Annotated in this window: 12 protein-coding genes; 9 read left to right on the top strand and 3 right to left on the bottom strand. The window is 49.5% G+C overall.

Annotated elements, in window-relative coordinates; genetic code table 11:
- Window positions 1-38: 38 nt before the first annotated feature.
- Window positions 39-1,478, bottom strand: a complete 1,440-nt coding sequence (locus tag AC3ARB_RS09550; protein WP_488320331.1) for a sucrose-6-phosphate hydrolase — start codon at window positions 1,476-1,478, stop codon at window positions 39-41.
- Between the two features lie 199 nt (window positions 1,479-1,677).
- On the opposite strand from AC3ARB_RS09550, the gene AC3ARB_RS09545 reads away from it, so the two are divergent.
- From AC3ARB_RS09545 to lytR, 9 genes are all read left to right on the top strand, one after another.
- Window positions 1,678-3,576, top strand: a complete 1,899-nt coding sequence (locus tag AC3ARB_RS09545; protein ID WP_488320330.1) for a PTS sucrose transporter subunit IIABC — start codon at window positions 1,678-1,680, stop codon at window positions 3,574-3,576.
- Between the two features lie 135 nt (window positions 3,577-3,711).
- On the top strand, window positions 3,712-4,599 hold the full coding sequence (gene scrK / locus AC3ARB_RS09540; protein WP_488320329.1) for a fructokinase ScrK: 888 nt from the start codon (window positions 3,712-3,714) through the stop codon (window positions 4,597-4,599).
- A gap of 710 nt (window positions 4,600-5,309) precedes the next feature.
- Window positions 5,310-5,588, top strand: coding sequence for a DUF6261 family protein (locus tag AC3ARB_RS09535; RefSeq protein WP_488321558.1), 279 nt, complete (start codon window positions 5,310-5,312; stop codon window positions 5,586-5,588).
- 263 nt (window positions 5,589-5,851) lie between these two features.
- The gene (locus AC3ARB_RS09530) at window positions 5,852-8,461 is read left to right on the top strand and encodes an LPXTG cell wall anchor domain-containing protein (protein WP_488320328.1); all 2,610 of its coding nucleotides are present in this window, start codon (window positions 5,852-5,854) and stop codon (window positions 8,459-8,461) included.
- Between the two features lie 300 nt (window positions 8,462-8,761).
- Entirely contained in the window at window positions 8,762-9,355 is a 594-nt protein-coding gene (locus AC3ARB_RS09525) for a DUF1361 domain-containing protein (protein WP_488320327.1), read from the top strand.
- 112 nt (window positions 9,356-9,467) lie between these two features.
- On the top strand, window positions 9,468-10,928 hold the full coding sequence (locus AC3ARB_RS09520; RefSeq protein WP_488320326.1) for an NCS2 family permease: 1,461 nt from the start codon (window positions 9,468-9,470) through the stop codon (window positions 10,926-10,928).
- A gap of 58 nt (window positions 10,929-10,986) precedes the next feature.
- Window positions 10,987-11,436 carry a tRNA (adenosine(37)-N6)-threonylcarbamoyltransferase complex ATPase subunit type 1 TsaE gene (gene tsaE, locus AC3ARB_RS09515; protein WP_488320325.1) on the top strand — a complete coding sequence of 150 codons (450 nt, stop codon included), beginning with the start codon at window positions 10,987-10,989 and terminating at the stop codon, window positions 11,434-11,436.
- On the top strand, window positions 11,423-11,944 hold the full coding sequence (locus tag AC3ARB_RS09510) for a GNAT family N-acetyltransferase (RefSeq protein WP_488320324.1): 522 nt from the start codon (window positions 11,423-11,425) through the stop codon (window positions 11,942-11,944). Before tsaE ends, AC3ARB_RS09510 begins: the two co-directional genes overlap by 14 nt.
- A gap of 4 nt (window positions 11,945-11,948) precedes the next feature.
- The gene (gene lytR / locus AC3ARB_RS09505) at window positions 11,949-13,226 is read left to right on the top strand and encodes a glycopolymer--peptidoglycan transferase LytR (RefSeq protein WP_488320323.1); all 1,278 of its coding nucleotides are present in this window, start codon (window positions 11,949-11,951) and stop codon (window positions 13,224-13,226) included.
- A gap of 126 nt (window positions 13,227-13,352) precedes the next feature.
- Here lytR and AC3ARB_RS09500 read toward each other — a convergent pair whose 3' ends face one another.
- Window positions 13,353-13,655 carry a hypothetical protein gene (locus AC3ARB_RS09500; RefSeq protein WP_488320322.1) on the bottom strand — a complete coding sequence of 101 codons (303 nt, stop codon included), beginning with the start codon at window positions 13,653-13,655 and terminating at the stop codon, window positions 13,353-13,355.
- A gap of 1 nt (window position 13,656) precedes the next feature.
- Window positions 13,657-14,073, bottom strand: a complete 417-nt coding sequence (locus AC3ARB_RS09495; protein WP_488320321.1) for an HIT family protein — start codon at window positions 14,071-14,073, stop codon at window positions 13,657-13,659.
- Window positions 14,074-14,144: the final 71 nt, after the last annotated feature.

Here is a 14,144-nt window from a genome sequence, read left to right as displayed (position 1 = left end):
AAACAACTCGCCCAAGGGATTTGGACGAGTGGTTTTGATTATTTTTTCAGCTCAAAGTAGCTACCGGTCACATGACCTGCCAGGACCTCGATACCTGTCTGGTCAGCGGTTGGGAAGACCCGGCCAGTAAAGACTTTTTCACCTTTGTTGATGAAAATTTCAAAAATGGACTGGTCGATAAAGATGTTGGCAGTCACGCTACCCGCAGGGATGTCACAGGCACGAGTGGTGCCATATTGGGTAGCAAAGGCCTGGCCAGCCTTGGTACGGTCAAGCTCGATGCGGCCCGCTGCAGTATCCACCGTCAGCACCAGTCCCTGACCTTGGCCGTCGGCGAAAAGTCGGATTTGGTGGGTCTGACCTGGGGTGAAGTCCAGCTCCAGCTCGTAGCTGTTTTGGGTTGATGGCAGAGCAGAGAAGGCTTGTTCACTGGTTCTCAGCGTGGTGATGGCAGGGACAGGGTATTGATAGAGCTTACCGTCTTTGAGGGTTAATTCCTTGACCAGGCTCATGGCACCCTGGTAACCATAATCGTCGCTTGGGTAGTCCACGTCAGGCAGGCCAATCCAGCTGACAGTCAGGGCTCGACCGTCTGGGGTGTTGAACCCCTGGGTGGCATAGCACTCAAAGCCTTCATCCAGGTTGATGATTGGGCTTGGGTCGGTCAGTTTGGCTGCTGCCACATCAAAGGTCTGACCGATGACATAAGTGTTTGGGTAGATGTTTTGGTAGGCCAGCTCTGCCTTGTCTAGGCCCTGTGGGCTGTAGAGCAGAACAGGCTTGCCATCCACAAAGACCAGGTTGGGGCATTCGACCATGTACTCGCTGCCTGTGCCACCGAAGTCTAGGTTACCGACCTCAGACCACTTGGTCACGTCACGGTTTTCTGCCTTGTAGAGCTTGATAAAGCCCTGTTTGTCATGGTTTTGAGCCCCGACGATGGCGTAGAAGTCACCCTCATGCTCAAAAATCTGTGGGTCACGAAAATGTTCGGTGGCATCAGCTGCAGGCTCAATCAGGACCTCAGCGATTTTTTCAATCTGGCCAGTCTTGTCCATCCAAGCCCCGACTTGAAGAGGTGTTCTGACCCAATTCTCGTCACGGACATTGCCCGTGTAAAAGATAAAGAGTTTGCCGTCAACTTCATAGGCTGACCCAGAATAGGCCCCGTGGCTGTCCAAGGCCGTGTCAGGTAGGAGAGTGGTACCCGTTTCGGTAAAGCGAACCAGGTCCTCGCTCTCAGTGTGTACCCAAGACTTGAGGCCGTGGGCAGGGCCGTAAGGCCAGTTTTGGTAGAAGAGGCTAAACTTCCCATTAAAATAAGAAAAGCCGTTGGGGTCGTTGAGCATGCCGCTCTTTGGTTCAATGTGGTAGCCTGCCCGCCAAGGGGAGCTGGCTGTTTTAGTTTGTAGGTCAGCCAGTTCTTTTTCTGTCCAATCCTCGTAGCGTTTGTAGCGGATTTCGGTAGGTAGATTCATCTTCGCTTCCTTTTCTGTCATTGTTTGTCTATTATATAGTAAACGTTTGCCCTTGAAAAATCAAGGATTTTTACCAAAAATAAAAAATTTCTGCAAAACGCTTGACATATTTCTAAAAGGTGATAAAATAGATAGTGTCGTTAGCATGAAACGCTTTCATGAAAACACTAATAAAAATTTCTAAAGGAGCATTTTGCAAATGGATAACACACAAATTGCAAAAGAGGTGATCGAGGCCCTGGGTGGTCGCGAGAACGTCAAGAGCGTTGCCCACTGTGCAACCCGCCTGCGTGTCATGGTGGTCGATGAGGCCAAGATTGACAAGGAAAAGGCTGAGAACATCGAGAAGGTGAAAGGTGCCTTCTTCAATTCTGGTCAATACCAATTGATCTTCGGTACAGGTACCGTTAACAAGATCTACGACGAAGTTGTCGCTCTTGGTTTGCCAACAGCAACAACTGGCGAGCAAAAAGCAGAAGCTGCGGCTCAAGGCAACGCCTTCCAGCGTGCTATTCGTACCTTCGGTGACGTTTTTGTTCCAATCATCCCAGCTATCGTAGCGACTGGTCTCTTCATGGGTCTTCGTGGTTTGCTTGGTGCTTTAGGTGTTGCCTTGCCAGAAGATGTTAACACTTATTCACAAATTCTGACTGATACAGCCTTTATCATCTTGCCAGCTTTGGTTGTTTGGTCAACCTTCCGTGTTTTTGGCGGTAACCAAACAATCGGTATCGTTTTGGGTTCAATGTTGATTGCTGTGCAATTGCCTAACGCTTGGGGCGTTGCTGGTGGTGAAGCTGAAGCTATGAAATTCTTTGGTGGTATCCCAGTTGTTGGTTTGCAAGGTTCTGTTTTGCCAGCCTTCATTATCGGTATTCTTGGTGCCAAGTTTGAAAAAACTGTTCGCAAGGTTGTCCCAGAAGTTCTTGACCTCTTGTTGACACCATTCATTACTCTCTTTGTAATGTCTATTGTCGGCCTCTTTATCATTGGTCCAGTCTTCCACGTGGTTGAAGAGTACATCCTGGCTGGAACTAAGGCTCTCCTTGGTTTGCCTATGGGTCTTGGTGGTCTTATCATCGGTGGTACCCAACAGATTATCGTGGTATCAGGTGTTCACCACATTTTCAACTTGCTTGAAGCTAACCTGGTTTCTGAAAGTTTGAATGCGACAGGTCTTGCTGCTAACCCATTCAACGCCATCATCACAGCAGCCATGACGGCACAAGGTGCGGCAACCGTTGCGGTTGGTGTGAAAACCAAAGACGCTAAACTGAAAGCCTTGGCTTTCCCAGCTGCTCTTTCTGCCTTCCTGGGTATTACTGAGCCAGCTATCTTCGGTGTTAACTTGCGTTTCCGCAAGCCATTCTTCCTGTCACTTGGTGCAGGTGCTATCGGTGGTTTGTTGGCTTCTCTCCTTGGTCTTGCTGGTACAGGTTCAGGTATCACTATCATTCCAGGAACAATGCTTTACGTTGGTAACGGTCAGTTGTTCCAATACCTCCTTATGGTTGCGGTATCATTTGCCCTTGGTTTTGCCTTCACTTACTTCTTCGGTTTCGAAGATGAGGTTTCTGTAAAAAAGCCTAGTGCAGCAGCGACACCAGTTGCTCCTGTTCAAGCACCAGTAGCTGCTGCGACGTCTAAAGATGAGGTTTTGGTTAGCCCGCTTGAGGGTCAAACGGTTACCTTGACTAAGGTAAATGACCCTGTCTTTGCCAGCGAAGCCATGGGCAAGGGAATTGCCATCAAACCGACTGGCAACACCCTCTATGCTCCAGCAGACGGAACCATCTCAGTTGCCTTTGAAACAGGCCATGCTTACGGTATCCAAACCGAGAAAGGGGCAGAAATCCTCCTCCACATCGGTATCGACACCGTGTCAATGGCTGGTGACGGCTTTGATGCTAAGGTTAAAACAGGCCAAGCTGTTAAGGCTGGTGATGTACTGGCGACCTTTGACTTGGCGAAAATTGCTGCCGCAGGTCTTGATGACACAACCATGATGATCATCACCAACACAGCTGACTACAGCCTGGTATCGCCTCTGGCGGAAGGCAATGTCCAAGTTGGTCAAGACTTGATCACCCTGAAATAATGTTTGAACAAGGCTAGGTCAACCTGGCCTTGTTTGCTGGTTAAACTGGCTGATAGGCTAGGTTTAATCTTGGGGTCAAGCCCCAACCAAAATGATAGAGAGGCCAGGTTCTGACCAAGACCTGGATAAGAAAAGATGACAAAACTTTATGGCAGTTTAGAGGCGGGCGGCACCAAGTTTATCTGTGCCGTCGGCAACAGCGATTTTGAAGTGGTGGCCCGCCACCAGTTCCCGACGACCACACCAGAGGAGACCATGGCCCAGGTCATCGCCTTCTTTGAGCAATTTGAAGGCTTGGAAGCCATTGCGGTGGGCTCTTTTGGTCCCATCGACATCGACGAAAAATCCCCAACCTACGGTTATGTGACGACAACACCGAAACCGTATTGGTCTAACGCCGACATGATTGGCCCTATGAAACAGGCCCTCAATGTGCCGATTTTCTTCACCACAGACGTGAACTCGTCTGCCTATGGTGAGGTCATTTCCCGCGACAGCGTTGAAAACCTGGTTTACTACACCATCGGTACAGGTATCGGGGCTGGTGCCTACATGAACGGCCAGTTTATCGGCGGTATCGGCCACACGGAGATGGGTCATACCTACATGGCCATCCACCCAGAGGAAGGCGACTTTACTGGCGTCTGCCCATTTCACAAAAACTGCTTGGAGGGCCTAGCAGCAGGCCCATCCCTTGAGGCTCGGACGGGTATCCGGGGCGAGAACATCCCGCTGGACAGCGACGTTTGGGACAAGCAGGCCTACTACATCGCCCAGGCGGCCATCCAGGCGACCATGATGTTCCGCCCAGAGGTTATCGTCTTTGGCGGCGGCGTCATGGCACAAAGCCACATGCTCAAGCGGGTGCGTGACTACTTCACCAGCCTCCTCAACGGCTACCTGCCGGTGCCTGCGGTTGAGGACTACATCGTGACCCCGATTGTGCCCAACAACGGTTCAGCCACAGTCGGCAACTTTGCCCTGGCCATGAACATCGCCCGTGAGGCAGAGGGCAGTATCTAAAGACGTTAACAGGTTCGACCTCTTGGTCGGCCTGTTTTTTGTTGGAAAATGGCAGAGCAGACAAAGGAGCTGTCGCCCCTGTCAAAGGCCTTGAGTTGAGCTGATTGGTGGTGACGCTAGCACCCTTGAACATCAGTTTGCCCTAGAGTTGCTGACGAGGGGGTAAATGGAAGGGGATTGGCCCTGTTGTAGGCGTTTCTGGTGTGAACGCTTGTTCCTTGGGCCTAGCGTCTGTGAGGACAGGGGAGGTGGGTTGCGTGGCAGCTGGTTGGGAGTGATTTAGGGCGTTTGAGGGAAAGGGGAGCAGAAATAGGTTGCTTTTTACCCTAAAAAAGCCAGAGATAAGCCCAAAAACTCCAAAAATAAAGGCCTTTTACTTGACAAAATGCCTATATACTAGTATATAGGACTTGACCTTTCAGGCCAAGTCCTTCTAAAAGGACATTAAACTCATCTAAGAATGTTGGGTTAATCGGCAAAAACAGCTTGACAAAATACCAATTTCGAGATTGTGAGTGGTGTATAGAAGAAACAGTTGCACAGTGCTTTTAAGACATTAGGTCTTTTGTCGGTTCCAGGATGAATCAGAGTTTATAAAAAACACCTTAGCCATTATTAGACGGCTACGCTAACTGAGCGATATAAGTCCCTAACGAGGCAGAAGCCTACACTAGCCTAAACTTGCTCTTTAAGCAGTACAAGGAGGCCAACTGTCGAAACGACGAAGCTCAGCCTCTCTTGGTGGCGACGCTTTTGGAAAACTGGCGGCCACACCCTACCAGGCCCAGGTCAAGCTGCTTGGCCTCAATCGCTTCGTGGACAACTTGACGGAAAGCAATACGGCTTTTGAGACCCTCTATGCCAGCCGTTCTAAGGAACAGTTGACCAAGGTCTCTTACGAGGTCAAGGAGTTGAGCAACCAGCTCCAGTTCACCTACCAGCTGGTGGCAGATGATATCAACGTTACTTCTCAAGTCAAGAGCCTCTAACTCTACAAGGATTTGCTGGGTGTGGTCAACAACAGTCGCAAGGCCTACGCTGACCTTCTCTCCCACAACCAGGTCAGTAAGAAACCAACTCTCAAAAACAAGAACAGTTAAAACTAGATAAAGTTCCTGTACTTTGTCAGTTTTAGAGGAAATAGCAGAGCAGACCATGTTTACTGGACGAAATGTTTATGGAAGACTGGTTATGGCTTGATTTTTTTAGTTTAGTATTCTAAAATAGAACAAAAAACGTTAAAGGAGAATCTATGAAAAACACCTTAAAGAAACTTCGAACAGGTGCCCTCGTTACCCTCGCAGGTGCAGGTCTTGCTCTTGCTCCAGCAGCTTTTGCTGAGGAAGTGGTGCAACCTGTTACTGAAACAACAGCCAGCACCCCCTCTGAGCTTGAAGTGGCAGAGGCTGAGCAGGTCGCAGCTGAGGAAGCTCTAAAAACTGCTGAAACTGATGCCGCTACTGCAAGTGCTGAGCTCAATGCTGCGAACTCGGCTCTCAAAGAGGCAGAAGCTGCTGCTTTAACAGCACTAACTCAAGAGACGGCTAAGGTTATTGAGCAAGTACGAAAAGACCTCAAACGTGCAACAGCTGAAGTTGATGCGACTTTACCCGCTATTCACCAATCTGCTGACAGACTAAAGATTTCAGATGAGAAGGTTCAAGCAGCTGAGAAAGAGCTTGGAGAAGCTCAGTTGGCTTTGGACAGTGCCGAGATTGCCCTTGCTGAGCAGCAACGTGCTAATGAAGAGGCTCTCTCAGCAGCTAAAGCTGCTCTTGCAACCAAGCAAACTACCTTAGACATTGCGGAGAAAACCTTGTCGGGCAAGGCTTCTGAAAATGCTGACTGGAAAGCAACTTACGATGCCTATCGTCAGGGAAATGTAGAGATTGAGCCTATCAACTATTCCGAACACGAAGATGCTAACTACGATGTTCAGCCCAACAAGATGGCCTTTACTCCCTCAGTTGGCACGCCGATGACGGTTGATTTGGGTTCAAACCCTGCTGATGTTGAACCCACAACGGCTGCACTCACAGATGAAGCCATTAAGATTATTACAGCTATTCGCCAAGCTAACGGTTTAACCACCAACTTGACCACTGACAAGGCCATTCAAGACTACGCAGAATTCCGATTGCAGGAGTTGGCTAAGTTTGATAATAGCCTGAGTGGTGGGACAGCTGAAACAACCCATGCGACCTCAACGACTAAGGTAGCAGCTGGTTGGGAGCGGGTTGGAGAAAACATTGCGGGTGTGCATGAGCCAGACATCTTCCAAAAGAAATCCCTCAAAGCCACGGTTGTGCCAAGTATGTTGGGCTGGATGACGGATTATTTCAATATTACAGGCAGAAACTACGGGCATGCTCGGACCATTCTCATCAACAATAGCTCAGATACTGTCCCTGTCAAGGTGGCCTATGCCAATAATGGGAAACATGCTGTTCTTGTTTACGCCAGTCCTGAAAACCATGACTCTAAAAAAACCTATCGGAGCCAGATTCTTCCAAGAATCGCTGAGACAGAAAACCCTGATACAGGAGAATTGGTTCATACTCTTGACGGTAAACAAGTAGTTCTACCAGCTCCTTACATCTTTATGATGAAGAATGTTGCCTTGACCAATGAAGACATCGAAACGCTAGATCCGGATCTCTTTGCTAATTATGTTACATTTGTACAGGCTTATGAGCAGGCCAAGGAGGCGGTTGCTAAAGCGACAGAGGAGCTGGAGACTCTGAAGTCAGCTCAACCAGACCAGGAGTTGGTAACCAAGAAAGAGACTGCCCAAGTTGCGGTTGATAAAGCAAATGACAAGTTGAAAATAGCAAGGGCTGATCTTGAAAAAGCACTTGAAGCTGATGAAGAGTCACAACAAAAAAGAGAAACAGCTTTCAAAGAGGAGTGGCTCTTGAAGAACAAGCTTAGCGAGCTTTTAGTAGAACAGGCGACCTTAGTCTTGGCTGTGCCGGCTGGACCAGCGGTAGAGGCGGCAAAGAAACGAGTTGAGGAAGCGAAAGGTCTTCTGGTTGGAGCTCAAACACGCGTGGATAACGCTAAGGAGCTTCTGAAGCAAGCCCAGGCTAAACTGACCAGTTTGAAAGCCCAACAGACAGTGCCTCAGCCAACAACCCCAAACCCTCAAACAAAACCAGCTGACCAGTTGCCAAGCAATCAAGAGAGCCGACCAGGTGAGGGTTCACCAGAAAAACCGTCAGTCACAGAGGGACTAACCCCAGGGAATGATTCGCTCGGAACACCACCAGTACCAGAGCAACCCAAAACGAGCACTGACCAGTCAGATGGAAGTCAACTAGTTCTTAAAGGTGAGCCAGAAACTGTTGAAGACCTACCAACTGTGCACTTGATTTCAGAAACCCAAGAGGGAACAACGGCTAAGATTGACGCTGAAACTGCTGACGAGAAACCTGTTGGTATCTACCGTCCAGCTCCGACCCAATCTGGCCTGATGGACGAACAAAAAGACCAGAATGATGTCTCAGGTGGTGGAGCACCAGTTGCAAATAAACCTGTTACCCGTCCGATGGAGGGCATCACGGAGATTGGGACTGGTCAGCCTGTGGAAGGCCTGAAAACTGATACCGTTACTGAAGAAGCTACTCAAGCTCCGGTAAAAGCGTTGGCAACAACACCTCTTGTTGTGAAGTCACAAGCGGTTGTACCACAGCAATCAGCTCAAGTCAACAATGGAGGTTCAGCTCAATCTACCTCGCCAAGTGGTCAGCAAGCAAAAGCTTTGCCAAACACAGGTTCGGCTCGCTCAGTCGCTTCCCTTGTGGGTATGGGCTTGCTGGTATCAGTCTTTGGTCTGATGAAACGTCGCCGTCGCTTCAAGTAAGACGAGAGTTTCTCTCCCACAACCAGGCCAGCAAGAAACCAGCTTCTAAAAACATGGGCAATTAAAAGGACTGACCATGAAGCGGTTGGGAACTTGTACTGACCTTCACCCCTTGCACGTTTAGCTAAGCGAAGGATTTAGTTCTGTCTGGTGCAGAACTAAGTCCTTTTGGTTTTTTGAACAGTTTTGGTGCCTGCTCTGCGATTTTCCCCAAAACCCAGCTTTTCAAATGGGGCAAAATATGCTACAATCAAGAAAACGCCACCGAAACGGTTGGCCTCAGTCTTAAAGGAGATGTTTATGTTTAGAAAGTTAGTCTTGATTCACGCCTGCTTTGTTATTTTGTCGGCCAGTATTTTTTACGTCGATTTGCAGGGGCCAAATTTGATTTGGAACATGTTTTTAGCCCTTTTGGCTCTGGATTTGGCGGCCTGGGCTAGGTTTAGCCAGCGTTCGGATTTGAAAATTCTGCTCCTGCCCTTCTGGCTCTTTTTCTATCCCAACACCTTCTACATGTTGACAGACATGGTGCACATGAACTTTACCTCAACGGTGCTTTGGGAACGCAGCAGCATGATTCTCTTCATGCTCTATGTGCCTAGCATTCTTTTGGGGGTCTTTTCGGGCATCCTGAGTGTTCGCTACGTTTTTGATAGCCTCAACCTCAAGCAGCCCTACCTGCGGCTCTTTCTGGTTGCCCTCCTGTCTTTTGTGGCTAGTTTTGGCATTCACATCGGCCGCTATGCTCGTCTTAACACTTGGGACATCTTTACCCGTCCCTTGGTTGTTATGGAACAAATCCTAGCGGTGGTCAGCCATGAGGCCCTACCATTTATTCTCGGCTTTACCTTCATTCAATTCATGGCCCTGCTTTTTATGGAACTTGACGATTAAAAACCGAACGATTAAAGCAAAAAAATAAAAAAACATTGTCACCCTAAAACTCCTGTGTTATAATAGAATCTCCGTTCGGAAATTTTATAGTAACAAAGGAGTTTTTTCTCTGATGGATAAGTTTTTCAAGCTCAGCGAGCATGGAACCAAGACCTCAACCGAAATTATGGCAGGAATCACGACTTTCTTTGCCATGAGTTACATCTTGTTTGTTAACCCAAGCATTCTGAGTGCAGCTGGTATGCCAACCCAGGCGGTCTTTCTGGCCACCATTATCGCGTCAGCGGTATCAACCCTGATCATGGGTCTCTTTGCCAACGTGCCTTACGCCCTGGCACCAGGTATGGGTCTTAACGCCTTCTTCACCTACACGGTTGTTTTCAACCTTGGTTTTACCTGGCAGGAAGCCCTAGCCATGGTCTTCATCTGTGGTCTCTTCAACATCTTTATTACCGTGACCAAGGTGCGTAAGAGCATCATCAAGTCCATCCCGCTTGGTCTGCAACACGCCATCGGTGGCGGTATCGGGGTTTTTATCGCTTACCTGGGCTTCAAAAACGCTAACATGATTACCTTCTTGACCTCTGGTAGCGACATCATCAACGTTAACGGTGTGGCCCCTGCTGAGGCAACTGCGGCTACCTTTGAAAATGGTGTCTTCTCTGTTTTTGCTGGCGGAGGTGTGGTTCCTGCCATTACTAACTTCACAGAGCCTAGCGTGCTCTTGGCGTCATTCGGTTTGATTTTGACCGCTATTCTTGTCGTAAAAAACATCCGTGGTGCCATCTTGATTGGTATCGTGGCTACGACCCTCTTGGGCATTCCATTTGGTGTGGTTGACCTGTCAACCCTGGATTTGGCCAACAACAACCTGGGCACTGCCTTTGCAGAACTGGGCACAACCCTATTTGCTGCTTTTGACGGCATGGCTTCTCTCTTTAGCGACTCAGCTAAATTGCCAACGGTTCTCATGACCATCTTTGCCTTCAGCTTGTCAGACACCTTTGACACCCTGGGAACCTTTATCGGTACAGGCCGCAAGACGGGCATCTTCTCAGAAGAGGACGAGCGTGCTTTGGAGTCTGGTTCAGGCTTCAACTCTAAGATGGACAAGGCCCTCTTTGCCGACGCTATCGGTACCTCAATCGGTGCTATCTTTGGTACCTCTAACACCACCACTTATGTGGAATCAGCTGCAGGTATCTCAGCTGGTGGCCGTACTGGCTTGACAGCCGTAACGACTGCAGTTCTCTTCCTTTTGGCCACTTTCTTGGCCCCGATTGCTGGTCTGGTTCCAGCAGCCGCAACGGCTCCAGCCCTCATCATTGTTGGTGTCATGATGGTGTCATCCTTCCTTGATGTGGAGTGGAACAAGTTTGAAGAAGCCCTGCCTGCTTTCTTTGCAGCGGTCTTCATGGCCATGAGCTTCAGCATCTCTTACGGTATTGCTGTGGCCTTCATCTTCCATTGCTTGGTTAAAATCATCACTGGCAAGACCAAGGACGTTCACCCAATCATGTGGGGTGCAACTGCCCTCTTTATCCTCAACTTTATCATCTTGACTAAGTTGTAAGAGACTTGTCACAAAAAAACAGTTGGCTTCCCAACTGTTTTTTTGTTATAATAGGTCTATGTTTGAAACGAAGAACGAGGCCGAGTTAATCGCTCTGGGTCAGGACTTGGGTAGCCGTTTGACGGCTGGTCAGGTTCTGGTCTTGACAGGCGATTTGGGAGCTGGAAAAACCACCTTGACCAAGGGGCTGGCCAAGGGGCTGGGCATCGACCAGATGATTAAGAGCCCCACCTATACCATCGTTCGGGAGTACGAGGGCCGTTTGCCCCTTTACCACCTGGACGTTTACCGGATTGGCGACGACCCTGATTCCATCGACCTGGACGACTTCCTCTACGGGCAGGGCGTGACGGTCATCGAGTGGGGCCAGCTTCTGCCTCCTGACCTCTTGGGCGACCACATGGAGCTGGTCATCGAGCCTTGGGGCGAGGGCCGGCGGGTGCGTTTCCTGGCCCATGGTCCGCGGTCGCAAGCTTTTTTGGAGGATTTTGGACATGGCAGAGCTTGAGATTGACTTTTCGGTGGCAGAAGGTGCGGATGCGGTAGCCTTTTTAGACTTTATGAGGGCTGTCGCAGATGAAACGGACTTTCTGGCCATGGACGAGGGCGGTTTGGACGCCAGTCCAGAAGCTCTGGCCCGTCACTTTGATAGCCAGTTGGGTCTGGATAACCAGCTCTGCCTCCTGGCCAAAAACGGTGAGGAGATCATCGGGGTCCTCAACATCAAGGCTGACCACCGAGATAAACTAGCCCATATCGGCGATGTTTTTATCGCTGTCAAAAAGGCCTACTGGGGCCAAGGGCTGGGTTCAGCTCTGCTAGAGGAAGCCATCTACTGGGCTGAGCAAACTGAGACCATCAAACGACTGGAACTGACCGTCCAAGCCAGAAACAGCTCGGCTATTGCCCTCTATAAAAAACACGGCTTTGAGTTGGAGGGAACCAAGCAGCGGGGGGCTAAATCCCGTGACGGTGCCTTTTTGGACGTCCACTTGATGGCAAAAATGATAGGATAAGTGTATGACGATTGGAAAAAAAATAAGCCTCATGTTGATGGGGATTGTGAGTGTGACCCTGCTGGCTTTGGGCTTGTATGTGTTTACGGCCTACAACTTTTCGACCAGTGAGCTGGCCAAGACCTTTAAGATGTATCGGGAAGAGGAAAGCACGGCGATTGTGGATTCTAAACCTTTTTCGGTTCTCTTGATGGGGGTTGACACGGGCTCTGGTTCTCGTGAGGACCAGTGGGTTGGCAACAGCGACACCATGATTGTGGTGACGGTCAATCCTGAAACCAATAGCACCACGGTGACCAGCTTGGAGCGGGATATTTTGGTGGACTTGGTTGACAAAAGGGGGCGGTTGACAGGCGAACAAGCCAAGCTCAATGCGGCCTATGCCAATGACGGGGCTCCCATGGCCATCAAGACGATTGAGGGTTTGCTTGACATTAAGATTGATTACTACATGCAGCTCAACATGCAGGGCTTAGTCGATCTGGTGGACGCGATTGGCGGGATTACGGTGACCAACGAGTTTGATTACCCCATTCGGATTGATGAGTGGGAGCCAGAGTACACCGCCAGTGTTGCCCCTGGAACCCACAAGGTCAATGGGGACCAGGCTTTGGTTTTTGCCCGCATGCGGTATGACGATCCAGAGGGAGACTATGGCCGTCAAAAGCGGCAGCGGGATGTGATTCAAAAGATTTTGAAAAAATTGCTGGCGCTGGATAGCTTGAGCAGTTACCGACGGATTCTAAAGGCAGTGACCAAGAACATGCAGACCGATATTGCCATTAACAGCACCACCATTCCAAGTCTCTTGGCCTATCGGAACGCCCTGGCCAATCTGAAAACCTACCAGCTTCATGGTGAGGATGCTGAGTTGGATGGCGGTAGCTACCAGGCAGTGACGGCTGAACACCTGCTGGAAACCCAGAACCGTATTAAACGGGAATTGGGCTTGGAAGAAGCAGAGGAATTGACTACGACTGCCTTGCTCTATGAAACCTTATTTGGTTTAGAGACGACTGTTGTTCGAAACCTCGCATCAGAAGAAAGGGGCGAGGCTGAGGTGACGGAAGTGGGAACGGCAGAGACGTCGGAGTCCTTTGGGGGTTACTACGAACCGATTAGCCAACCTGAGCTCGTGGTGGTGCCGACAGAACCGTCAACTGTCTCTGTTGATGCGGTTGTGGAAGCAGTGACACCTGTAACGCCTAGTACAGAAGCTGTTGAAACACCGCCGGTTGCTGACACGATTCCGACGGATGCACCACCATCATCAGACCAATAAGAGCCTAGTGCTTCAGAGTTATTTAGAATGAGCAACCAAACCTTCTTTTCAGTCAGTTTGGGTATCATAAAAAGCGAGTCTAACTCGCTTTTTGTTTGTCATGAAATGGGTGGGGCTGAGGCTGGTTTAAAGGATATACTTACCTTTTTTGTTCTTGCCTAGAATGTCTCGGAGGGCTTCCGTGTGAGGGTGGGTTTCCTCTTTGAAGACACGGAGCTTGTAGTTGAGTTTGTCCTGTGCTTTTTTGAGCTCTGGGACCTGGTCCTTGAGGTCTTGGAGTTGGTTTTGGGCTCTTGTCAGGCTTGATTTGCCCTGGCTGATGGCAGCTTGACTGGTTTGGAGTTTAGCACGGATTTGGTCCTTGTTTTTGTAAAGTTGATAGGCGGCATTGGCCAAGAGGCCTGTGAAAATCAGTTTTTTCAGTTTCATCCTAAATCACCTCCCGAATCTGGCTGGCCAGCTCAGCCATTTTTCCAAAATCAGGCTCGTTCTGAACAAAGCGAATGTCCAAGCCGTCGCCCCCCTCAAAGCGGGGCAAGAGGTGGATGTGGGCGTGAAGGACGGTTTGGCCGGCGATTTCCTCACTGTTGTTGACCAGGTTGAGGCCGGTGGCTCCTGTGGCCTTGAGGAGGCTCTGGCTGAGTTTAGGCACCAGGCTAAAGAGCTGGGCGGCGGTCTCGGCCGTCATGTCCAGGAGGTTTTTGCAGTGGTTTTTGGGAATGAGCAGGGTGTGGCCAGGTGTGACCTGGGTGATGTCCAAAAAAGCCAAGGCCTGGTCGTCTTCATAAACCTTGCTGGCTGGAATCTCGCCAGCCACGATTTTGCAGAAAATGCAGGTGTTTTCCATGTTTATCTCCCCTTTATGGTTGAAATTTTGCTATACTTAATACAAGTATAACAAAGAAAGTGAGAAAGGTC

The sequence above is a fragment of the Streptococcus sp. ZY171113 genome, from assembly GCF_057748235.1.
This window is presented reverse-complemented; position numbering and strand designations above follow the sequence as displayed.

Bases quoted from the DNA above. Each gene is read 5' to 3' on its own strand.
- AC3ARB_RS09550 (WP_488320331.1), bottom strand. From the start codon at position 1,478: ATGAATCTACCTACCGAAATCCGCTACAAACGCTACGAGGATTGGACA.
- AC3ARB_RS09545 (WP_488320330.1), top strand. From the start codon at position 1,678: ATGGATAACACACAAATTGCAAAAGAGGTGATCGAGGCCCTGGGTGGT.
- scrK (WP_488320329.1), top strand. From the start codon at position 3,712: ATGACAAAACTTTATGGCAGTTTAGAGGCGGGCGGCACCAAGTTTATC.
- AC3ARB_RS09530 (WP_488320328.1), top strand. From the start codon at position 5,852: ATGAAAAACACCTTAAAGAAACTTCGAACAGGTGCCCTCGTTACCCTC.
- AC3ARB_RS09525 (WP_488320327.1), top strand. From the start codon at position 8,762: ATGTTTAGAAAGTTAGTCTTGATTCACGCCTGCTTTGTTATTTTGTCG.
- AC3ARB_RS09520 (WP_488320326.1), top strand. From the start codon at position 9,468: ATGGATAAGTTTTTCAAGCTCAGCGAGCATGGAACCAAGACCTCAACC.
- tsaE (WP_488320325.1), top strand. From the start codon at position 10,987: ATGTTTGAAACGAAGAACGAGGCCGAGTTAATCGCTCTGGGTCAGGAC.
- AC3ARB_RS09510 (WP_488320324.1), top strand. From the start codon at position 11,423: ATGGCAGAGCTTGAGATTGACTTTTCGGTGGCAGAAGGTGCGGATGCG.
- lytR (WP_488320323.1), top strand. From the start codon at position 11,949: ATGACGATTGGAAAAAAAATAAGCCTCATGTTGATGGGGATTGTGAGT.
- AC3ARB_RS09500 (WP_488320322.1), bottom strand. From the start codon at position 13,655: ATGAAACTGAAAAAACTGATTTTCACAGGCCTCTTGGCCAATGCCGCC.
- AC3ARB_RS09495 (WP_488320321.1), bottom strand. From the start codon at position 14,073: ATGGAAAACACCTGCATTTTCTGCAAAATCGTGGCTGGCGAGATTCCA.